The sequence below is a fragment of the Stenotrophomonas sp. NPDC047960 genome (genome assembly GCF_043204395.1).
GTDB lineage: Bacteria > Pseudomonadota > Gammaproteobacteria > Xanthomonadales > Xanthomonadaceae > Stenotrophomonas.
On sequence record NZ_JBIDBX010000001.1, the window covers coordinates 326,888 to 347,488 of the forward strand.

The 20,601-nt window shown below is 66.8% G+C and carries 20 protein-coding genes; 12 read left to right on the forward strand and 8 right to left on the reverse strand.

Annotated elements, in window-relative coordinates:
- The first annotated feature begins 92 nt into the window (after window positions 1–92).
- On the forward strand, window positions 93–1,094 hold the full coding sequence (locus ACGFZ3_RS01755; protein ID WP_392915574.1) for a LacI family DNA-binding transcriptional regulator: 1,002 nt from the start codon (window positions 93–95) through the stop codon (window positions 1,092–1,094).
- A gap of 60 nt (window positions 1,095–1,154) precedes the next feature.
- On the opposite strand, the gene ACGFZ3_RS01760 is transcribed toward ACGFZ3_RS01755, so the two are convergent.
- The 4 genes from ACGFZ3_RS01760 to ACGFZ3_RS01775 all read right to left on the reverse strand — a co-directional run bounded on the left by ACGFZ3_RS01760 (window position 1,155) and on the right by ACGFZ3_RS01775 (window position 4,039).
- Window positions 1,155–1,586 carry a hypothetical protein gene (locus ACGFZ3_RS01760; protein WP_392915577.1) on the reverse strand — a complete coding sequence of 144 codons (432 nt, stop codon included), beginning with the start codon at window positions 1,584–1,586 and terminating at the stop codon, window positions 1,155–1,157.
- Window positions 1,583–2,002 (reverse strand): CC0125/CC1285 family lipoprotein, encoded by a 420-nt coding sequence (locus ACGFZ3_RS01765; protein ID WP_392915580.1) that lies wholly within the window; start codon window positions 2,000–2,002, stop codon window positions 1,583–1,585. Before ACGFZ3_RS01765 ends, ACGFZ3_RS01760 begins: the two co-directional genes overlap by 4 nt.
- 299 nt (window positions 2,003–2,301) lie before the next feature.
- Window positions 2,302–3,417 carry an MBL fold metallo-hydrolase gene (locus ACGFZ3_RS01770; RefSeq protein WP_392915582.1) on the reverse strand — a complete coding sequence of 372 codons (1,116 nt, stop codon included), beginning with the start codon at window positions 3,415–3,417 and terminating at the stop codon, window positions 2,302–2,304.
- 52 nt (window positions 3,418–3,469) lie between these two features.
- Window positions 3,470–4,039, reverse strand: coding sequence for a TetR/AcrR family transcriptional regulator (locus ACGFZ3_RS01775; protein ID WP_392915585.1), 570 nt, complete (start codon window positions 4,037–4,039; stop codon window positions 3,470–3,472).
- 164 nt (window positions 4,040–4,203) lie between these two features.
- Here ACGFZ3_RS01775 and ACGFZ3_RS01780 point away from each other — a divergent pair, with 164 nt between their 5' ends.
- Complete coding sequence (locus ACGFZ3_RS01780) at window positions 4,204–4,647, forward strand: DUF1801 domain-containing protein (RefSeq protein ID WP_392915588.1); 444 nt, start codon at window positions 4,204–4,206, stop codon at window positions 4,645–4,647.
- 63 nt (window positions 4,648–4,710) lie between these two features.
- Window positions 4,711–5,895, forward strand: coding sequence for a metallophosphoesterase (locus ACGFZ3_RS01785; RefSeq protein ID WP_392915591.1), 1,185 nt, complete (start codon window positions 4,711–4,713; stop codon window positions 5,893–5,895).
- Here ACGFZ3_RS01785 and ACGFZ3_RS01790 read toward each other — a convergent pair.
- On the reverse strand, window positions 5,867–7,315 hold the full coding sequence (locus ACGFZ3_RS01790) for a DUF2867 domain-containing protein (RefSeq protein WP_392915594.1): 1,449 nt from the start codon (window positions 7,313–7,315) through the stop codon (window positions 5,867–5,869). The two genes, ACGFZ3_RS01785 and ACGFZ3_RS01790, sit on opposite strands and share 29 nt — an antisense overlap.
- A gap of 22 nt (window positions 7,316–7,337) precedes the next feature.
- Window positions 7,338–7,658, reverse strand: coding sequence for a metalloregulator ArsR/SmtB family transcription factor (locus ACGFZ3_RS01795; protein WP_392915597.1), 321 nt, complete (start codon window positions 7,656–7,658; stop codon window positions 7,338–7,340).
- Window positions 7,659–7,832: 174 nt separating this feature from the next.
- Here ACGFZ3_RS01795 and ACGFZ3_RS01800 point away from each other — a divergent pair, with 174 nt between their 5' ends.
- The 9 genes from ACGFZ3_RS01800 to ACGFZ3_RS01840 all read left to right on the forward strand — a co-directional run bounded on the left by ACGFZ3_RS01800 (window position 7,833) and on the right by ACGFZ3_RS01840 (window position 18,110).
- Complete coding sequence (locus ACGFZ3_RS01800) at window positions 7,833–8,324, forward strand: RNA polymerase sigma factor (RefSeq protein ID WP_392915600.1); 492 nt, start codon at window positions 7,833–7,835, stop codon at window positions 8,322–8,324.
- Window positions 8,321–9,382, forward strand: a complete 1,062-nt coding sequence (locus tag ACGFZ3_RS01805) for a FecR family protein (protein ID WP_392915603.1) — start codon at window positions 8,321–8,323, stop codon at window positions 9,380–9,382. Before ACGFZ3_RS01800 ends, ACGFZ3_RS01805 begins: the two co-directional genes overlap by 4 nt.
- A gap of 71 nt (window positions 9,383–9,453) precedes the next feature.
- Window positions 9,454–12,513: a TonB-dependent receptor gene (locus tag ACGFZ3_RS01810; RefSeq protein WP_392915605.1), complete on the forward strand. Its 3,060-nt coding sequence runs from the start codon at window positions 9,454–9,456 to the stop codon at window positions 12,511–12,513.
- 56 nt (window positions 12,514–12,569) lie between these two features.
- On the forward strand, window positions 12,570–13,940 hold the full coding sequence (locus tag ACGFZ3_RS01815) for a hypothetical protein (protein ID WP_392915607.1): 1,371 nt from the start codon (window positions 12,570–12,572) through the stop codon (window positions 13,938–13,940).
- A gap of 108 nt (window positions 13,941–14,048) precedes the next feature.
- Window positions 14,049–14,483, forward strand: a complete 435-nt coding sequence (locus ACGFZ3_RS01820) for a pyridoxamine 5'-phosphate oxidase family protein (protein ID WP_392915610.1) — start codon at window positions 14,049–14,051, stop codon at window positions 14,481–14,483.
- Window positions 14,484–14,495: 12 nt separating this feature from the next.
- Window positions 14,496–15,224, forward strand: coding sequence for a DUF72 domain-containing protein (locus tag ACGFZ3_RS01825; RefSeq protein WP_392915612.1), 729 nt, complete (start codon window positions 14,496–14,498; stop codon window positions 15,222–15,224).
- A complete protein-coding gene (locus ACGFZ3_RS01830) occupies window positions 15,217–15,945 on the forward strand; it encodes a DNA-formamidopyrimidine glycosylase family protein (protein ID WP_392915615.1) in 729 nt (242 codons plus the stop codon). Before ACGFZ3_RS01825 ends, ACGFZ3_RS01830 begins: the two co-directional genes overlap by 8 nt.
- 150 nt (window positions 15,946–16,095) lie before the next feature.
- The gene (locus tag ACGFZ3_RS01835) at window positions 16,096–16,752 is read left to right on the forward strand and encodes a class I SAM-dependent methyltransferase (RefSeq protein ID WP_392915618.1); all 657 of its coding nucleotides are present in this window, start codon (window positions 16,096–16,098) and stop codon (window positions 16,750–16,752) included.
- Between the two features lie 131 nt (window positions 16,753–16,883).
- Entirely contained in the window at window positions 16,884–18,110 is a 1,227-nt protein-coding gene (locus ACGFZ3_RS01840) for an MFS transporter (RefSeq protein WP_392915621.1), read from the forward strand.
- A gap of 37 nt (window positions 18,111–18,147) precedes the next feature.
- On the opposite strand, the gene ACGFZ3_RS01845 is transcribed toward ACGFZ3_RS01840, so the two are convergent.
- Window positions 18,148–18,867: a GntR family transcriptional regulator gene (locus ACGFZ3_RS01845; protein ID WP_392917530.1), complete on the reverse strand. Its 720-nt coding sequence runs from the start codon at window positions 18,865–18,867 to the stop codon at window positions 18,148–18,150.
- A 323-nt stretch (window positions 18,868–19,190) separates the two neighbouring features.
- Window positions 19,191–20,546 carry an SLC13 family permease gene (locus ACGFZ3_RS01850; RefSeq protein WP_392915624.1) on the reverse strand — a complete coding sequence of 452 codons (1,356 nt, stop codon included), beginning with the start codon at window positions 20,544–20,546 and terminating at the stop codon, window positions 19,191–19,193.
- Between the last annotated feature and the right edge of the window lie 55 nt (window positions 20,547–20,601).

Here is a 20,601-nt window from a genome sequence, read left to right on the forward strand (position 1 = left end):
ATTCACCCTGATGCAATCGATTGCATTACCCTAGCAGGACGCTCCGGAAAACCTGTTGTGCACTGCACAGCGACAAGAACAACCCAGCAACCATGGCAACCATCTACGACATCGCAAAGCACGTTGGCGTCTCCGCAGGCACGGTGTCGCGGGCGCTTTCGCGGCCGGACAAAGTCCTGCCGGCCACGCGCACGCGCATCGAGCAGGCCGCGGCGGCGCTGGGCTATGTGCCCAACACGGTGGCCCGGACGCTCAAGACCCAGCGCAGCGGCAAGATCCTGGTGACCGTGCCGGACATCGCCAATCCGTTCTTCGCCCAGATCCTGCAGGGCGCGGAGGAAGCGGCGCAGGCCGTGGGCTACGCGGTGCTGCTGGGTGATACCCAGCATCGCCCCGAGCGCGAAGAGCGCTACGCGCAGATGCTCCGCCGCAACGAAGCCGACGGCATGATCGTGCTCGGCCATCGCCTGCCGCCCACCGCGCGCGAGATCGTGCAGCAGCAGGGCGCCACCGCGCCGGTGGTCAATGGGTGCGAATTCGACCCCGCGCTGGGCATTCCCAGCGTGCACATCGACAACGCCGCCGCCGCGCGCGCGGTGATGGAACACCTGTATGGCCTGGGCCACGAGCGGATCGCCGTGGTCGGCGGACCGCCCGACAATCCCCTGCATGAGCAGCGGCTGGAAGGGGTGCAGGCCGCCGGCAAGGCGCGCGGCCGCCTTCGCAGCCTGAGCGTGGTGCCGGGGGATTTCTCCGTGGAATCCGGTCATGCGGCAGCGATGGCGCTGTTGGCCGGCGCGACGGTGCCCACCGCGATCTTCTGTTTCAGCGACCAGATGGCGCTGGGCGTGCTGGCGGCCTGCCGCGATCTGGGCGTCCGCGTGCCCGATGCGCTGTCTGTGGTCGGCTTCGACGACCTGGCATCGTCCCGCTACCTCACGCCCGCATTGACCACCGTCCGGCAGCCCATGCGGGAGATCGGCGAGCGCGCGGTCAACCTGCTGCTCGCCATCATCGAAGGCGTGGAGGTGCCGCTGCAGCAGACCCTGGAATTCAGCCTGATGGTGCGGGGTTCCACCGGGGCACCCAGGTAGAGCCACGCCCTGCGTGGCTTCGCGGTGCCCGATCGAAGTGCAGCCACGCAGGGCGTGGCGCTACCGGCGAACGCAGCTTGGGCCGGATTTGCCCATGCTGGATTCGAACTCCAGGCCCACGCGCGTGTCTTCGTTTTCTCTGTAGATCAGCGACCTGCAGCGCTCGCCTTCGGCCTCGAAGTCCTGGTAGTAGCGGGCACCGGCCTGCGGCGCGACACTCACTGCTGCGCTGCAGCTGATGGTGACGTAGCCGTTGCTAGACACGAAGTTGCTTCCGATGGTCACGCGTTCCCCCGCCGGTATGCTCGCCCGTCCATCGCGGGCGGGACGCAGGATCTGCGGCGCGCTGTTGGCGCAGATCCACGTCACTCCTCCGGGGGCAACGCGCAGCGATGCGGCAGGCTGGCCGGGGGGCAGGCGGTAGGTGCCCATGCAGCCAGTGGCCAGCAGCATGAGCACGGCGGGCACGAAAAAGCGCACGGTCGCGTTCAAGACGCCTTCTCCTGCGCTTGGCCGGGCTTGACCAATGGGCCGAGTCGCGTAATGAGTTCAGCGCTGGACAACGCCGAGGGTTCGCCCGCGGGTACCGGCAGAATGTAGGCGAACGTTGCCGGTTTGCCGAAGGTGGACTTCACCGTCCGGCCGCTGCTGCGTTTGTCGGCGACTGCGTCAGGAAGGGTGGCGTACAGCACGAAGTGACTGGCGCCCTCGCGCTTGGCTACCTCGGCGCAGCGGTACAGCAGGAAATTCTCGACCATTTCGTTTCTGCTGAAGCTGTTGGCCGAGAATCCCACCTTGATCAAGCGGCCCGGGCCCGGTTCGTCCCAGTAACCCCCAGCAAAGCCCAGGATCGGGTTGCGCGCATCGTGATAACCGGTTGCGCACCCGCACAACGACACGGCGATCATCGCCGCCGCGATCAGATTTCCTTTCACTGGTTGTCCCCTGTACGCGCTTGCGCGGCGGAAGGCCGGCCCCGGCGCAGGCCAGATTATCTGCATGTCGCAGGCTGGCCCGCAAGAGGGACGTGGCGCTCACCAGTTCCAGCTCTCCACGCGTGACGTGACCGGTGTTGATGATGCAGCCATGGCCAGCCCGAAGCGGTGACGGGTGGGCGCTCACCTGCGCTTGGCCTGCAGCGGGCCGCTGGGCAGGCGACGCGCCCGTGAGCGCGTCCTGCCCGACGCCTGAGCGGGGCAGGCATCGTTCAACGCGTGCTGCTCGCCACCACGCCGCTGCCCTCGCTTTGCGTCGCGGCCAGCGCCCGCCACCACGGCGTGCCCGCATGTGGCGCGGAAAGATCCAGGCGTTCGCCCATTTCCGGCGTGGACAGCGCGATGCCGCGCTGCGCGGCCAGCGCGCTGACCCGCTCGAAGGGTTCTTCCCAGCGATGCATCGCCAGGTCGAACGTGCCGTTGTGGATCGGTACCAGCCACTTGCCACGCAGGTCCTGGTGGGCCTGGACGGTCTGTTCCGGCTGCATGTGCACGAACGGCCACTTGGCGTCGTAGGCGCCGGTTTCGACGAAGGCGACATCGAACGGTCCATAGCGTTCGCCGATACGCTTGAAGCCATTGAAGTAGCCGGTATCGCCACTGAAGAACACGCGCAGGTCATCGTCCAGGATCACCCACGAGGCCCACAGCGTGCGGTTGCCATCGCGCAGCCCGCGGCCGGAGAAATGCTGGGCCGGCGTGGCGGCGAAACGCACGCCATCGACCTGGGTTTCTTCCCACCAGTCCAGCTGCACCACGCGGTCCTGCGGCACGCCCCAGTCGATCAGGCGGTCGCCCACGCCCAGCGGGGCCAGGAACACCTGCGCGCGCGTAGCCAGGAACTTGATGGTGGCGCGATCCAGATGGTCGTAGTGGTCATGCGAGAGCAGCACGCCACGGATCGGCGGCAGGTCCTGCAGCGCGATCGGCGGGGCATGGAAACGCTTGGGACCAAACCACTGCACGGGCGAGGCACGCTCGGAAAACACCGGGTCGGTCAGCCACCAGCCACCGCGCAGTTTGATCAGCAGGGTGGAGTGGCCCAGCCGGTACACGCTGCGGTCCGGCGCTTCGGCCAGCGACTGCGCGGTAAGCGCGTGCACCGGCGGCGCCTTGGGCGGCGTGGTGCCCGGCGGTCGTTTGAACATGACCTCCCAGAACAGCTTCAGTGTGGCAGCGAAGGATTCCTTCGGCTTCGGCGCCACATTGGTGAACTGGTCGTCGGCGCGCTGCGGCGAGTTTTCGTAGGAGGCAATAGGCACGGTGAAGGTCATCCCGATCAGAACGGTGAGGGAGAAGGCGACAGCGAGTACAGGCAGGATGCGCATGCGTCTCCTTGAAGGTGAGTGCGTACACACTCATTAATGAGGCCGATTGAAATCAACGTTGGATGCCCTTCCAGTACAGATCGAATCCGGCCTGGGCCAAGGCATCGCGTTGCGCGGGCTGGGCGGCCATGGCCTCCAGCGTGGTCTCCAGCAGGGTGATCAACACCCGCCCGAGGTAGAACCCGAGGCGCTCAGGATCCACGTATCGCGCCAGGCTGGCTTCCAAGGTATGCAACGTCGTACCGAACAGGCCAGCGCAGTGCGCGCGCGTGCAGTCTGTAATGCGTTCGGACACCTTGAGCTGTCGCAGCGCCATGCGGTCCACCGGATGGGTTGCGCCCCAGACCAGCAGCGCGTTCCAGACGTGGTGCAGCTGATCGCGCACCTCGGCATCGGCAGGGAAGCGGGCGCCCACTGCCAACGCGAGCCGCTCTTCAAGCCGCACGAACAGCGCATTGAGAAGGGCGTCCTTGGTCTCGAAATAGGTGAACACCGTTCCCTCGGCCACCTTCGCGGCCCTGGCAATCTGCGCCGTGGACGCACCGATACCCTGCGCGGCCACCGCTTGGGCGGCTGCCTCGAGAATCGCAGTGCGTTTCGCGTCGCTGAGTGGGCGGGCCATGGCAGGGAATTAGCTGAGTGACTGCTCATTTATAGAGCGCGGCGGACTGCCTTGCAAGGGATGCGGAACAGGCCGCTGGCATCCGTTCAGGCAGCCTGCTTGGCGCCGGATTTGAAAACCCCACCGCAGCGATCTATAAGGTGGGCAGGTTCCAGGACCCGATCATGCCCCGAGCCAGCACCCCCAGCACCCCCATTGCCAACGCCAGCGTCGCGCCGGAGGATGCCGCGCAGCAGATAGATGCGAAGATCGCCGCGCTGGACGACTGGCGCGGCAACACCCTGGCGCAGCTGCGCAGCATCATCCACAAGGCGGATCCCGACGTGGTGGAGACCGTGAAGTGGCGCGGCGTGCCGGTCTGGGAGCACGACGGCATCCTCTGCACTGGCGAAACCTACAAAGCGGCGGTGAAGATGACCTTTGCGCATGGGGCCAAGCTGGACGATCCGAAGGGACTGTTCAATTCCAGCCTGGAGGGCAACACCCGCCGCGCCATCGACGTGCATGAAGGCGAGAAGATCAACGAGGCAGCGTTGAAGGCCCTGATCCGGGCAGCGGTGGCCTTCAATACGGCCAAGGCAAAAGCGAAAAAATCAACCTCCCGCTGATTGCGGCGCGCTGCCACCGGTAGGGCGCTACCGGGGTGGCACCTGTCGTCAACTTCGGCAAAGATGGTGCGCTGCACGATCGCCACCGGCGCGCGCGCATCCCCCCGGAATCTGGAATTGCCTGTGCTGAGTGTTGTTGGAGTAGTGCTTGCGTTGTACGTGGTATGGCGTTTGATCTGGCCGTTGCGGATGCCGGTTTCGGTGCGTGGCCCGCTGGGGTTGCTGGTGCTGGCGCTGGCGCTGCACCACCGGATCGTGGCGCGGTTTGCCGGCACCATGGCCTCGCCGGAGATTCCCAAGGTGGCCCTTGTGGTGCTGGCCAGCGGCTTCACCGCCCTGCTGCTGGTGGCCGTGTTCCTGCTGGTGCTGGATGCCCTGCTGCTGGGTGCGCGCCTGCTGAAGCTGGCGCGCGTTGCCGATGCCCTGCGTCGCAGCTGGCTGCGGCCAGCGGCGGGCGGACTGGCGCTGGTGCTGGGTATATGGGGTGTGCAGCAGGGCATCGCCGTGCCGCAGACCCGCCAGATCGAGGTGACCATTGCCGGCCTCCCGCACGCGTTTGATGGTTATCGCGTACTGCAGCTCACCGACATCCACGCCAGCCGCCTGCTCACCGGCGATTGGGTGGCCAAGGTGGTGGCCGAAAGCAACGCGCTGAGGCCGGACCTGGTGGTGATCACCGGCGACCTGGTCGATGGCAGCGTCAGCGCCCGGGCCAACGATGTGCGCAGCCTGGGCCAGCTGCAGGCGCCGGACGGCGTCATCGCCATCACTGGCAACCACGAATACTACGGGCAGTATGCGCAATGGATGCAGGCGTTCCGCGCGCTGGGCATGCAGGTGCTGGAGAACAGCCACACCCAGGTGACGCGCGATGGCGCGGTGCTGACCATCGCCGGCGTCACCGACCCGGTGGCAGCGCGCTATGGCCTGCCGATGCCGGATCTGACCGCCGCACTGGCAGGTGCGGATCCCGCCGCCCCGGTCATCCTGCTCGACCACCGACCGCGCGAGGCCAAGGCCAATGCGGCCAAGGGCGTGAAGCTGCAGCTGTCGGGGCATACCCATGGCGGCCACATCGTCGGCATGGACCAGCTGGTCAAGCGTGCCAACGGCGGTTACGTGTCCGGGCGTTACGAGGTCGACGGCATGACCCTGTATGTCAGCAACGGTGCGGGCCTGTGGCCGGGGTTTGCCGCCCGTATCGGCGTACCGTCAGAGATCACCTTGGTGACGTTGAGGGCGCGCTAGACAGCGTGCCGACCAACGGTCGGCACCTGGCGTGCGTAGTGGCCTGCACCAGTTCCGGTGCCAGCGCGTGGGCCACGGCCATGCGCAGCATGGCCGGGCTGATGTGGCGCCGGTGCACGTGATCGATGGCGGCCATGTACAGGCGACCGAAACGGTTATGGGGGCACACCCGGGTGCCCAGCGCGATCACCGCGGCGCCATCGTCCAGCAGCTGCACCCGCACACAGGAACGGAATCGCAGGTGGCGGTCGTCGGCGCCCAGCAGTACTTCGGCGCTGCGGTCGCCGGCGTCCACGCGCTGCGCATGCACCGGGAAGCGCCCGGCGAACAATGTGCTGCGGTCGGTGGACAGCAGCGAGGAGACCGGGCAGCCCAGCGGCGAGGTGCGCAGCTGGAGCGGCGCCACCAGTACGTTGCGCAGCGCCATCAAGCGCCCCACGCTCGGCGGCGGGTTGAGCATGAAACCGTCCAGAACCGCTTCCAGCACGGCGCTGGCCGAGCGCCCGGGAACACTGTGCGCGGGCAGGCCAAGCGTGTTGTAGTCCTGGTGGTGGATGCCTTCCACCAGTGCCTGCTGCAGCAGCGAGTCGGCCGGCGGCCCCGGCAGCGCCTGCACCGGATGGCGCGCCGCGCGGTGCCCGATGTAGCCGTGCGCCGGGCGCAACCGGGCCAGCAGCACGCGCAGCGGGCCAACCAGGTCTCGGGTGCGCGCGCACAACCCCGCCAGCAACGAACGCGACGGCGCCTGCAGCGACAGGCTCACCACGGGCACCCGTGACAGGTCAGCGTGCGCCAGCAGCTGCTGCAGGGCAGGCGGCAAGGTATCCGTAAGGCTGGGGATGTCGGCGTTGTCGGCATCAATCTGCGCGCGCTGCGCCTCGGTCAACACGCCGCTGCGTTCGTTGGCATGGCATGAGAGCGCGAACAGCGCCGGGTGGCGCGGGTGGCGCGAGACGAACTGGTGCCAGGTGCCGCTGCCGAAGCGCACCGTGAACAGGCAATCGGGCGGGATGTCCACACAGCGCAGCGCATGCAGGAACGCAGCCGGGTCACGCTGCAGCTGGGCATCGGACGCGGTGGAAAAGCGCAGCTGCGCACCGCCGCTGCCGGCGATGGCGGTGAACATGCGCGGTCCGGCATGGCGGTGGAACGGATGCCCCTGGCGCCCGACCGAGAACGAATACAGTGACGACGCATCATCGTGGGCCAGGTGCATGCCGCCGAGCCGTGCAGAGGGCTCGTCCAGCGCATCCACGAAGGCCGGGTGCGCGGCCTGGCGCAGTCCGGCATCACGCAGCAGCTGGTCGCCGGCACCGATCCCGAGCTGGGTGATCAAAGCCACTTCGACCGGGCTGCCATCCCCGTACGAAGGCAGGCTGATGCTGGGGAACGAACGACTCACGCGGTGGGTGTCCAGCATGCCGGTCTCCTGGTGGCAGGGCTCAGGTCGAAGGGGTGGGTTTGCGTTTGGCGCGCGCGCGGCTCTCGCGCTGCAACGGCCCGCCAACCGGGCAGACTTCGGCGGCCCAGGCGAACAGGGTGTTGGTCAGGCGCTCGGGCACCTGGCGGAAATACACGAACTGGCCGCGCTTCTCGCGTTCGATCAGGCCGGCATCCTCCAGGATGCGCAGGTGGCTGGACAGCGCCGGCTTGCTGAAATCAAAGCGTTCGCCCAATTCGCCCGCAGTCAATTCGCCACCGTTGAGGTAGGCGAGGATCTGGCGGCGGGCGGTGGAGGCCAGGGCCTCGAAGATGCGGTCCATTCCGGTAGTTAATTAATTCGTTAACTAATCGTGCGCCGTGGCCTTGGGGCTGTCAAGTGTCGGCTGCCGCTTTCGCACCGTCACCACCGCGTAATACGCAGCGCTTACCTTGCGCCGCACTTCAGGGGTTGGGGCGGCACAGTGGCCGAGCAGGCAAGAGGGCGGCTGGCGCGGATGTTCGTGGAACACGCGCCCGTGCTTCGGGGGTTCTTCGTGCGCCGGGGGGCGCGACAGGACGCCGAAGACCTGGTGCAGGAGACGTACCTGCGTCTGCTGCGTGCGCATGCGGGGCCGGGCGAGTCCATCGCCAACCCTGAGGCGTATCTGTTCACCGTAGCGCTGAACCTGGCGCGTGAGCAGGCCAGCCGCAGGCGCTGGTCGACCCTGCCGATCGAGGACATCGAACAGCTGGGCCAGGGCCTGGCCAGCGGGGAATGCGTGGAAGATGCCGCCGAACGCGAACAACGCAGCCAGCGCCTGCAGGCGTTGCTGGCCACGCTGCCCGGACACACCCGCGCCGTGCTGGTGATGCAGTACCGCGATGGGCTGAGCTACAGGCAGATCGCAGAGCGCCTGGGTGTTTCCTCGCACATGGTGAAGAAGCACGTCGTGCGCGGGCTTGCCGTGTGCCGGCGTGCGATGGCCGACCGCGAGGTGGCGCGATGAGCGAACCGTCGCTGCACCCCTCCGCGTTGACCCAGGCCGCCGCCCACTGGCATGCGCTGCAACGCCAGGGCGATGTCTCGCCCGCGCAGCAGCGTGCCTTCATGGACTGGCTGCTGGTCTCGCCCGAGCACCTGCGCGAATACCTGGCGATCAGTGAAACCGCAGGCGCGCTGGGAGAGGCGCTACGCGCGATGCCGATCGACCTGGACGCGCTGCTGGCGTCACCGGCACCGCAGCGAACGGGCGACAACGTCGTGCCGTTGCTGGCGCGCGCGCCGCGTGCGGCTGCGCCCGCGCCGGCCAGACGTCGGCAGCTTCCTGGTATCGCTGCCGCCGCCGCGCTGCTGCTGGCGGTGGGCGTCGGCACGCCGCTGGCGTGGCCGCATACCACCCGCTATGTAGCCGCTCATGGCGCGCCGCGCCAGATCGAGCTCTCCGACCACAGCGTGCTTCACCTCAATGCCGAGAGCGAAGTCTCGGTGCGGATGAGCCTGTTCGGTCGCCGCGTTGAACTGGAGCGAGGCCAGGCCAGCTTCGTGGTCGCGCCGGACCGGCGGCCGTTCGCCGTGCATGCCGGCGGCCTGCAGGTGACCGACATCGGCACCACGTTCGATGTCTCGCTGCTGCGCGAACAGGCGCGGATCGCGGTCAGCGAGGGCCGGGTGCAGGTGCACGGCGATGGCGGGCACGGACGCCTGCTGGCCGATCTGTCGGCCGGCAAGGTGGCCCAGGTCGATTACCGCGACCAACGCGTGCAACTGCGCGATGAGGACGCGGCCAGCATGACCGCGTGGTGGCAGGGCCGCATCGTGTTCCGCGACGAGCCCCTGCGCGAAGTGGCCGATCGCTTCAACCGCAGCAACGCCCTGCGCCTGCGCGTGAGCGATGACGCCGGCGCGCTGCGCCTGACCGGCAACCTGCGCGCCGATGACCTCGGTTCGCTGCGTGCGTTCCTGGACCAGCAGCCGGCGCTGGTCATCCAGCAGCGTGCCGATGGCATCCACGTACGCATGCGCGGCGTGGCCGACGGCGCTGTCAAAAAAAATTCATCGAATTAGCGGTGCCCGATCCACGCCTTGCCGCGTCGTAGTTGGGGAATGCCACCGCCACTCCCTTACTGGATCCCACGATGCGCTGCACTCTGTTCCTTTCGATCGCCCTTGCCCTGCAGGTCACCGCGGCGGCCACCGCTGCAGAACCCACGCGTCCTGCCGCCGATGCCATCGCCTCGCAGCCGCTGGACATGGCACTCAACGCACTGTCGCGCCAGACCGGCCTGCAGTTCGTCTACAACGCGCAGGTGGCGGGAAACCCGCGTACCCCGGCGGTGCCGGCGGGACTGAGCGCGGAGGCGGCCCTTGACCGCCTGCTTGCCGGCACCGGGCTGCGCTACCGCTACCTCAATGCGGGCACGGTAACCATCGAAGCGGCGACGGCCGGCAACCCGCCCACCTCCGGCGTGGTCGCGCCCATGCTGGCAGCCGATGCCGGGGCCGCCCCACTGCAGGCGTCGGCGGGCGAAGGCGGCGCGCCGGGCACGCAGAACCTGGAAACCATCCAGGTGACCGGCAGCTACAGCCGCAGCCTGGAACAGGCGGTCGATCTCAAGCGCGCCAACATCGGCTTTTCCGACTCCATCGTGGCCACCGATGTGGCCGACTTTCCGGAACAGAACCTGGCCGAAGCACTGCAGCGCGTTCCCGGCGTGACCATCGAGCGCAGCAAGGGCCTGGGCACCAAGGTCAACGTGCGTGGCCTGCCGTCGGAATACACGTACGTGTCGATCAACGACCTCGCCACCGCCTCCGGCAGTGGTGGGCGTGACGTGGAATTCGACATGTTCGCCTCGGAGATCATCCAGCAGGTCACGGTGCAGAAGTCGCCCACCGCCGCCGATGAAGAGGGCGGCATCGCCGGTTCGGTGAAGATCACCACCGCGCGCCCGTTCGACTACAACGAGCGCAAGCTGGTGCTGTCGGCCGAAGGCGCGCACAACAGCATTTCCGAAGAAGTGGACCCGCGTTTCGCCTTCCTGGCCGCCGATACCTGGGGCGACTGGGGCGGCCTGGTGTCGTACTCGCAGTCCAAGCGCACCAACCGTACCGACTCCACCTCGGGCATCAACTTCCGCCCGATGTCGCGCTTCCTCGGGGCGTCCGGCACGCGCGGTACCCAGGCCCAGGCCGTGCTGGCCCGCGACGCCGGGGTGAACATCGTCAACCGCACCGACACCGATGAAACCAATCGGGTGGTGTTCCAGGACAAGGTCGGTGACCGCGTCTACCTCAGCGAGCAGGACAAGTGGGGCGCCACCGCGTCGCTGCAGTACAAGCCCAGCAGCAGCTTCAGCCTGACCTTCGATGCGATGCTGGGCGGCTACGATTCGACCGAAGACGAGTACGACGCGGCGGCATATTCGGCGTCCAGCCGCAGCACCCTCGACACCATCCACGAATACGATGCCAGCACCCTGTCCGAGTACGGCATGGTGGTGCTGCGCGATGTGTCCTACACCGCTACCCAGCACGAGATGCTGAGCAAGGAGCGGATCAACAAGACCGATTACAGCCAGTACAGCGTTGCGCTCGACTGGAAGGGGCAGGACTGGTACGTCGATGCCATGGCCGGCTACTCCGGTGCGGAGAAGACCTCGGACTTCTCCAACCTCAAGCACGTCGCCTACGCACCCTCGCGCACCCGCTGGACCGGCCGCAGCGGCGAAACCATTCCCAGCACCCCGGGCGGTTTCGACATGTACAACGCCTCGGACAAGTACCTGTTCGAAGCCTATGAAACCACGCTGGAGAAGGTGGACGACGACAAGTACGCCGCCCAGGTCAACGTGACCCGCATGCTGGACCTGGCCTTCCTGCCGGCACTGCGTGACGTGAAGTTCGGTGCGCGCTACACCGACCGCTCCAAGCAGCGCCAGTATGGCGAGCTCAAGATCACCGGGCCGACCGCCGGCAGCAGCGCCTGGGTCAACAAACGTACCCTGGCCGACAGCCCGCTGCAGTGGATCGGCGACATCGTTCCCGGTGGCGACTACACCATCAAGGACCTGCAGTGGCAGCAGGTCTCCAACGACTACGCGCGCCGCGCGTTCCGCTACGACGGTTTCTACACTCCGTTTGACGCTGGGCAGTTCTACCAGGTCGACGAGAAGGTGACGAGCGTGTACGCGATGGCGGACTTCGGCTTCGATATCGGCCACGTACCGGTCAACATCAACGCCGGCGCGCGCTACGTCGATACCAGCGTCACGTCGTTCGGCTACCATCCGATCCAGCGGCCCGATGGCAGCACCGGCTACACCGACACCCCGGTGTCCAAGGATGGCAGCTACGACGACCTTCTGCCCAGCTTCAACATGACCGCCGAACTGGCCCAGGGCCTGCTGCTGCGCGCGGCCGCCTCCAAGACCATGATGCGCCCGGCGCTGACCGACATCGCCTACAAGCGCACCGCCAGCTGGAGCTCGTACCGCTTCACCGATGGCAACCCGGAGCTCAAGCCCACCTACGCCAAGCAGTGGGAAGTGGGCCTGGAGAAGTACCTGGACAACGGCGCGCTGTTTGCCGCCTCCTACTTCCGCAAGAACATCGACGGCGTGGTGATCAACTCGCTCACCGGCGTGGTCGAGGATGTGGCGGTGTACAACGCCAACGGCACCCTCAACGGCATCTTCGATTTCGATGTGTACCAGCCGGTGAACGCCAAGGGCTCCTACCAGGTGGACGGCGTGGAGCTGGTGGCGCAGCTGCCGCTGGGCATGTTCCACCCGATGCTGGAGGGCTTTGGCGTGAATGCCAACTACACCGTGCTGGACAGCTCGCTGGCAGGTGAGTCCGACCTGGGCATCCGCACCCCGATGCCCGGCCTGGCCGAGAAGACCTGGAACCTCACCGCGTACTACGAAAATGACCGGTTCGATGCCCGCGTGTCCTACAACCACAAGGACGAATACGTGGAGTCCATCGGTTATGACATGTACCCGATCTGGCGCGACGCCTATGGCCAGATGGATGTGTCCATCGGCTACCGGATCACCGACAACATCAAGGTCAGCCTGAAGGGCATCAACCTGACCAACGAGATCACCAGCGGCTACACCATGGACCCGTCGTTCCCGACCATGTACGAAGCCTCGGGCCGCCGCATCAGCCTGGGTCTGCGCGCTGACTTCTGATCCTTCCGGTGCCTGTCGCCCCTGGCGGCAGGCACCCGCCCAGCAAGGAACCCCACATGCAAACCCTTCTTCTGCTGGCGCTGCTGACGGCGCCGGCCACGGGATCGTCGTCTGCCGATCCTGATGCCGGCCGCGACTGGCAGCCCGGCGATCACCACGTCCACAGCGAGTGGAGCGTCGACTGGGACCGCACTACCATGCCGCCCACCCCCATCCGTGGAGGGGACTCGTCCTACACCCGCAGCCACAACGCCGAGCGGGCGCGTCACTTCGGGCTGCGCTGGATGGTGCATACCGACCACGGTGGCCCCGGCCACTCGGCGGTGACCCGCGATCATGCCTACCCGGCGCTGCTGCAGGCGCGCAGGGACGTGCCCGAACTCATCCAGTTCAACGGCATGGAGTTCGACGTGCCGGCGGGCGAACACGCTTCGCTGATCATCGCGCCCGGCCCGGGGGAGGGCGAACAGCTGGTGTCGATCGAGCGCGACTACAGTCGCGGTGAACCGCTTGAGGAGGGCAGCCGCGATACCCAGCAGCACATGTTGGATGCCCTGGCCCACATGCGCGGGCTGAGTCCGCTGCCGCTGATGCTGATCAACCATCCCTCGCGCACCGCTACCGGGGTAGGGCGCTGGGGCGAAGTGGAACCCTCTGAGCTGCTTGCCTGGCATGCCGCTGCGCCGGAGGTGTTGGTCGGCATGGAAGGCGCGCCGGGGCACCAGGCCACCCGCACCGAGCGCGGCCTCTATCGAAATGCGGCAGCACCGACCTTCGGCGGCTTCGACCAGATGACCACGCAGATCGGTGGCGTCTGGGACCAGATGCTGGCCTACGGCACCCGGTTCTGGATCACCGCCAGCTCCGATTCGCACGTCAACCGGCGTGACGGGGGCAACGACTTCGATCCGGGCGAATACAGCAAGACCTATGTGTGGGCCCGCCCGCAGGGCGATGACATCCTCGGCGGCGTGCGCGCCGGGCGCATGTTCGCAGTGACCGGCGACCTGATCGATGCGCTGCAGCTGACCGTGCAGGCGGCCGATGGCAGCGGTGGGGTAGGGCGCATGGGCGAAAGCGTGACGTTGGCACCGGGCGTGCCGATGCGCGTGCGGTTGCGGGTGCGAAAGCCCGAAAGCGCCAATGCGGTCGGGCAACATCCGGCGTTGCGCCAGCTGCAGTTGATCGTCGGCAGCGGTGATGGACAGGCGCCGCAGATGCAGACCCGGCGTTTCACCGCGAAGGACTGGAAGCAGGAAGGTTCGTGGTACCAGGTGACGTGGACATTGCCGGCACCGGAAGGCGGTGGATTCGTCCGTGCGCGCGGCAGCAGTACCGACGAACCGACGCCACTGGCCGACATCAAGGGCGAAGATCCCTGGCAGGACCTGTGGTTCTACACCAACCCAGTGTTCATCGACCGGTGAGGGCGTGTGCCGCTCCACCGCCGTGAAAGAAACGGGATGACGCCTGCACGACCCGCTCACGGCACCCCGCCGACGCTGGGAGCACCCGAATCCCGCATGGACCCTGACATGACCACGCTTACCCTGCACGACCTCGCCAAGAAAATGGCCGGCATCGACTTCACCATGCTGCAGACGTTCGCCGATAACGGCGAAATCGCCGGCCGTCCGATGAGCAACAACGGCGATGTCGATTACGACGGCGACAGCTGGTTCTTCTCGCTGGACAGCACCGACATGGTCCGCGAGCTGCAGGCCGAGCCAAAGGTGGCGCTCAGTTTCACCGGCAGCAAAGGTCTGCTCGGCAAGCCGCCGCTGTTCGTGTTCGTGCAGGGCAAGGGCCGCATCATCCGCGACAAGGAGGTGATGCGCGAACACTGGCAGAAGAGCCTGGAGCGATGGTTCGAGCAGGGGGTCGATACTCCGGGCCTGGTCCTGATCCACGTCCACGCGCACCGCATCCATTACTGGGACGGCGAAGACCAGGGCGAACTCCAGGTCTGAACAACGCCGCTCATGGCTTCTTCTTCCAGGCCATTGGTGGGCTGCGCAGGCTGGTCCATTCCGGCCCGCTACGCCGGGCTGTTCGGCCCGGGGGAGAGCATGCTTGCGCGCTACGCCACCCGCTTCCAGGTGGTGGAGATCAATTCCTCTTTCTACCGGCCCCATAAGCCTGAAACCTACGCGCGTTGGGCGGCCAGCGTGCCGACGGCGTTCCGGTTTTCGGTCAAGATCCCGCGCACCATCTCCCACGATTCTGCGTTGGTCGGCGCGGGGCCCTTGCTTGACCGCTTCCTGGATGAGTCCAGCGCGCTCGGCACCAGGCTGGGTGGACTGCTGCTGCAGTTGCCCCCCTCGCTGGCGTTGGACGCCCGCCGCGCTTCCAGCTTCTTCCGCGCGCTGCGCAGGCGCAGCGAGGTGCCACTGGTGTGCGAACCACGCCATGCCAGCTGGTTCACCGACGCGGCCGAAGCATTGCTGTTGCGGCATGGCGTCTCGCGGTTGGGGGCCGACCCCGCGCGCGTGCCGGAGGCCGCGCAGCCGGGTGGTGCATCTGCATGGCGCTACTGGCGCTGGCACGGCGCCCCGCGCATGTATTACAGCGACTACGACGAGACGGCGTTGGAAGCGTTGGCCGGGCAGGTGAGGCAGGCGCGTGGACCCCGCTGGGTCATCTTCGACAATACCGCACACGGCTTTGCCGTCGCCAACGCCGCGCGCCTGCAGGAGCGATTGCATGCCTGAAGGTCCATCCATCGTCATTCTGCGGGAGGCTGCGGCAAAGTTCCGAGGCAAGACCGTGCGGCGCGCGCTGGGTAACAGTTCCCTGGATCTCACCCGCATGGAGGGGCGCCGCGTGCTCGCGCTGCGCAGCTGGGGCAAGCACTTCCTGGTCGAATTCAGCGGTTTCAGCCTGCGCGTGCACATGCTGATGTTCGGCAGCTACCGCATCGACGAACGCAAGCCATCGCCTCCGCGCGTTTCGCTGCAGTTCGACAACGGCGAGCTGAACATCTATGCCTCGTCGCTGAAGTACATCGAAGGAAAGCTGGACCAAACCTACGATTGGCGCACCGACGTGATGAACGACGCGTGGGACCCGCGTCTGGCCCGGCGCCGGCTGAAGCAGCAGCCAGACACGCTGATCTGCGATGCACTGCTGGACCAGGAGCTGTTCGCGGGCGTCGGCAACATCATCAAGAACGAAGTGCTGTTCCGCCAGCGCGTGCACCCCGAAAGCACGGTAGGAGCGCTGCCGCCCCGGGTGCTTGGCAGGGTCATTGCCGACGCCCGCGCCTACAGCTTTCTGTTCCTGGAATGGAAGCGCGCCTTCGAGCTGAAGAAGCACTGGCAGATCCATACCAAGCGGACCTGCCCAACCTGCGGTGGCCCGGTTTCCAAGACCTACCCCGGCAGGAGCCGGCGGCGCACTTTCTTCTGTCCCAATTGCCAGATCCGGTACTGAGTGAAGGGCAGAACCCGCCTGTCCTGTAGGATGGGCGCGTCCCACGCCGTTTCGCGCGTCCTGCGCGGCCACCCCGGTCGCCCGCTTCGCTCCCCTTTCGAGCCGTCCGCCATGCTGCTGGGCTGGCTCTCCGTGTTTCATGGAGCGTACATGCCGGGCTATACCACCCGCATTCTCACCATTCCCGTGAACGGCCACGCATTCCGCATACGTGCCCTGAGCGACCTGCAGCAGTTCGCCGACCCCACCGGCCGCGCCGAGCGCGCGGGCATCCATTCCTCGCTGTGGAGCCTGTTCGGCCAGGTCTGGCCGGCCGGACGGGTGCTGGCAGAGACCATGAGCCACTACGACGTGGCCGGCAAACGCATTCTGGAGCTGGGCTGCGGGCTGGGCCTGTCCAGCCTGGTGCTGGCCCATCGTGGCGCCAACGTGGTGGCCAGTGACCACCATCCACTGGCCGAATCGTTCCTGGCCTACAACGCCGGGCTCAATGACCTGCCGGCCGTGCATTACCGCGACCTGCCCTGGGAGATGCCGGATTCGTCACTGGGCCGTTTCGATCTGATCATCGGCAGCGATGTGTTGTACGAGCGTGGCCACGGCGTGCAGATTGCCGCGATGATGGAGCGCCACGCCAAGCCCACTGCCGAACTGCTGCTGACCGATCCCGGTCGCGGCAACCTCGGCGGCTTCTCGCGTGCCATGGCCCTGCAGGGGTATGCAGCGAGTGAAGAGGGCGGGTTCGGTGAAGACGAGAGCAGCTCGCCCGGCCGCGGCCGCCTGCTGCGCTACGCCCGCACCGCGTGACGACGCGCCATGCGTGTCCCACGGAATGCGTGACGCAATGACATGCCGTGCAGGTCTGCCGGGGTAGGCTGCCGGCCATGACCATTCCCGATCCTGCGTCCCGGCCCGCATTACCCACACCCAGCCGCTCCATGATCGTCGCCGGCCTGTCCACGGTAGTGGAGTGGTACGACTTCACCCTGTACCTCTACCTGGCCACCGTGTTGTCTCGGGTGTTCTTCGGCGGCGGCGACAATGCCCTGCTGGCCACCCTGGCCGGGTTCGCGGTGAGCTACCTGATGCGCCCCCTCGGCGCGCTCTGCTTCGGCCACCTCGGCGATCGCTTCGGCCGGCGCTACATGCTGCTTGCCTCCATGGCCCTGATGACCGTGGCGATGCTGGCCACCGCCATGCTGCCCACCTACGGAAGCATTGGCACCTCCGCAGGCGTACTACTGCTGCTGCTCCGCTGTGTCATGGCGTTCTCGGTGGGCGGCGAGTACACCGGCGTGGTGGCCTACCTGCTGGAAAGCGCCCCCGTTCGCCGGCGTGGCCTGGTGACCTCACTGGCCTCCGCAGCGAGCGAAGTGGGTGCCTTGCTCGCAGTGGCACTCTCGGCACTGACCGTGGCCCTGCTCAGCAGCGCCCAACTCGATAGCTGGGGCTGGCGCATTCCCTTCTTCATCGGCGCCGCCCTGGCCGGCGGTATCCTGCTGGCGCGCTCGACCATGCACGAATCGCCAGAATTCGAACGCCAGGTTGCCGCCGGGACCGTCCCCACCTCGCCGATCCGCGATACCTGGCGCTACCACCGCGGCGCCGTAGCGCGCACCTTCGCCATCTCCGCGCTGGGCTCCATTACCTACTACGTAGGCATCACCTACGTACCCGCATTCCTTGAGTCCGCCAGCGACGTAGGCGAATCCAAGGCATTGTGGCTGTCCACCATCGCCGCCGTCGCCGTGATCGGCGTGACCCCGCTGGCCGGCGCATTGTCCGACAAGGTCGGGCGCCGACCGGTGCTGATCGGCCTGGCGCTGCTCTCAGCACTGCTGCCATTGACCATGTTCGGCCTGATGGCCACCGGCAGCGCAGTCCAGATCGCCCTGGCTGCCGTGGTGCTGGCCTGCCTGGCCGGCGGCGTCAGCGCCGTCGCCGCACCGGCCACCGCCGAACAGTTCCCCGGCGAAGGCCGGCTCAGCGGCCTGGCGCTGGGCGTGACCATGGCCACCGCCTTCTTCGGCGGCGCCACCCCGCTGCTGGCCGAACTGCTGGTGCGCCACACCGGCTGGGCGGCCGCGCCCGGCGCGATGATCGCCGCGGTGGCGTTGCTGGTATTGCCGGTGCTGTGGGGCCTGCGGGAAACGCGCCCGACCTGATTACGCAGCCACGCAGGGCGTGGCTCTACCGGGGGGGTTACGTGCCGCCTTGCGTGGGTAACGGGGCAGGGACGTTCAACAGGCCCCCGGCTGCCACATACGCCGCCAACGCTTGGCCCTGGCTCAGCAGGTGTCGTTCCATCGTGCGCTCGGCCGCCTCCGCATCACGCCGGCGGAAGCACGCCATCAACTCGCGATGTTCCGCCAGCGACTGCGCAGTACGCCCCGGCGTCAACAACTGCCGCCCACGATGCATCTTCAGAATGCGGTGCAGGTCATGCGTGATCCGGATCAACCACGGATTACCCGCATAGTGCTGCACCGTCTCATGGATCAGATAGTTGTTGCGGTAGTAGTCGGCAATATTGCCCTCCGCCGCCGCCGCCTCCATCGCCGCATGCAGCGCCTCCAACTGCTGCACCCCGGCATCATCGATGTGCTTCACCGCCTCATGCGCACAGCGCCCTTCCAGCATCGCCATCACCGGAAACAGCTGGTTCAGATCCTCCAGCGTCAGCCGCGTCACCCGCGCCCCACGCCCCGCATCGATCTGCACCAACCCCTCCGCCGCCAGCAGCTTCAGCGCCTCGCGCAACGGCGTACGGCTGATCCCCAGCTCCTCGCAAAGCCCCGGCTCATCAATCCACTCCCCAGGCGGCAAGCGATAGTCATAGATGCGCTCACGCACATGCTCGGCCACCTCCTCATACAAGGGAGCACGCCTTTTACGTGAACGCGGAGCAGGAGCAATGGCCATAAGCAGATTGTATTCGTTCTTTTCCATGGCCACCGGCACACCGTCAAAGGCGGGTCGGGGCGGGTTTATGGGGGTGTGAGCCGCATGGGTCGGGCGTATACGCCCGACGGGTTGGGCAGGAGCCCAACCCCGGTCTTGCCGTGTGCGCAGGACAGCGCACACGTGCAAGCGGCGACCAAGCCCCCATGGACGGGTTCACGGCGTCCCCCATAAACCCGCACCGTCCCGCCAAGCCGCGGAAGCCTTGGCAATAGGCTTTTGCTGTTGCTCTGGCTGTTGCTCTGGCTGTTGCTTTGGCTGTTGCTTTGGCCGTTGCTTCAGCCTTACATCCAGCCAGGAACAACAAACAGCAGCCAAGCCAACAGCGGCCCGAACACCACCACCAGCCCGCTGTACACCAGGAACCGGCGGAACAGCGACTCGCGCTCTTCCTTGGCGGCCGACGCCACCACCAGCGCACCGTTGGTCGAGAACGGACTCACATCCACGATCGTCGACGACACCGCCAGCGCGCAGATCACGCCTGCCGCGCCCAGATGCCCCTGCAGCAGGAACGGCACCGCCAACGGAATCGTCGCGCCCAATACCGCCGCCGACGACGCAAACGCCGACACGATCCCGCCCACGTAACAGACCAGCAGCGCCCCCAGCAGCGGAATGCCGATGTTCGACACCCCGTTGCCAATGTAGTCCACCGAACCGGCCTTCTCCAGCACCCCCACATACGTCACCACACCGCAGATCAGCAGCACCGTCGACCAGCTGATCCCATCCACCGCACCCTTCTGGCTGGCCGGCGACAACAGCGCCAGCACCACCGCCACCGTGATTGACACCAGCCCCACATTGAGGTTGTAGATCAAGGCCGCCACGCCCAACCCGACCAGCCCCACCAGCGTAAGCAGCCGCTCGCGCGTAATGCCCACCGCCTCCAGTGCATCCGGATCGTTCGACAACGTACCGCCACCCGCCGACACCAGCGCCCCGTGGCCCTCGATCGCGAACTGACGCGACGACGCCTGCGGCCCACCGGCCAACGCCAGCTCACCGCCGCCCACCGCCACCGCACCGCGCCGCATCAATGCCACCCCACCAAACGCGAAGAAGCAGATCGTCGCCATCATGAAGTTGAAGCCCAGGCTGGTCAGGAACACCGCCATCTCCGTCACTTCCAGCCCCGCCTTCTGCACCACCCCGTTGGTGATGCTGCCGTACACACTGATCGGCGAGAACCCGCCCGCCTGCGCGCCATGGATCACCAGCAGGCCCATCAACAGCGGATTGATCCGGTACTGCTTTGCAAAACGCAGCGCCACCGGCCCGATGATCGCCACCGCCGCCGGACCCAGCGCACCGAACGCGGTCAGTACCGCCGTGACCACGAACATCACCCACGGAATGGCCACGATCCGGCCGCGTACCGCCCGCACCGCCCAATGCACCAGCAGATCGATGGTGCCGTTCTTCTGCGCGATCGCGAACAGATACGTGATCCCGACCAGCGTCAGGAACAGATCACCCGGGAAGCCACCCAGCACCTCCTTGCCCTCCATCCCCACGAAGATGCCGCCGATGATGAAGGCCAGCGCAAACGCTACCGCACCCATGTTGATCGGCAGGGCAGTGGCGATGATGAACATGATCACCAGACCGATGATCGTTGCAATTTGTGGACTCATGCGCCCTCCCAGACACGTGATTCGCGTACCGCACGGATGGGAACCCGCCATCCAC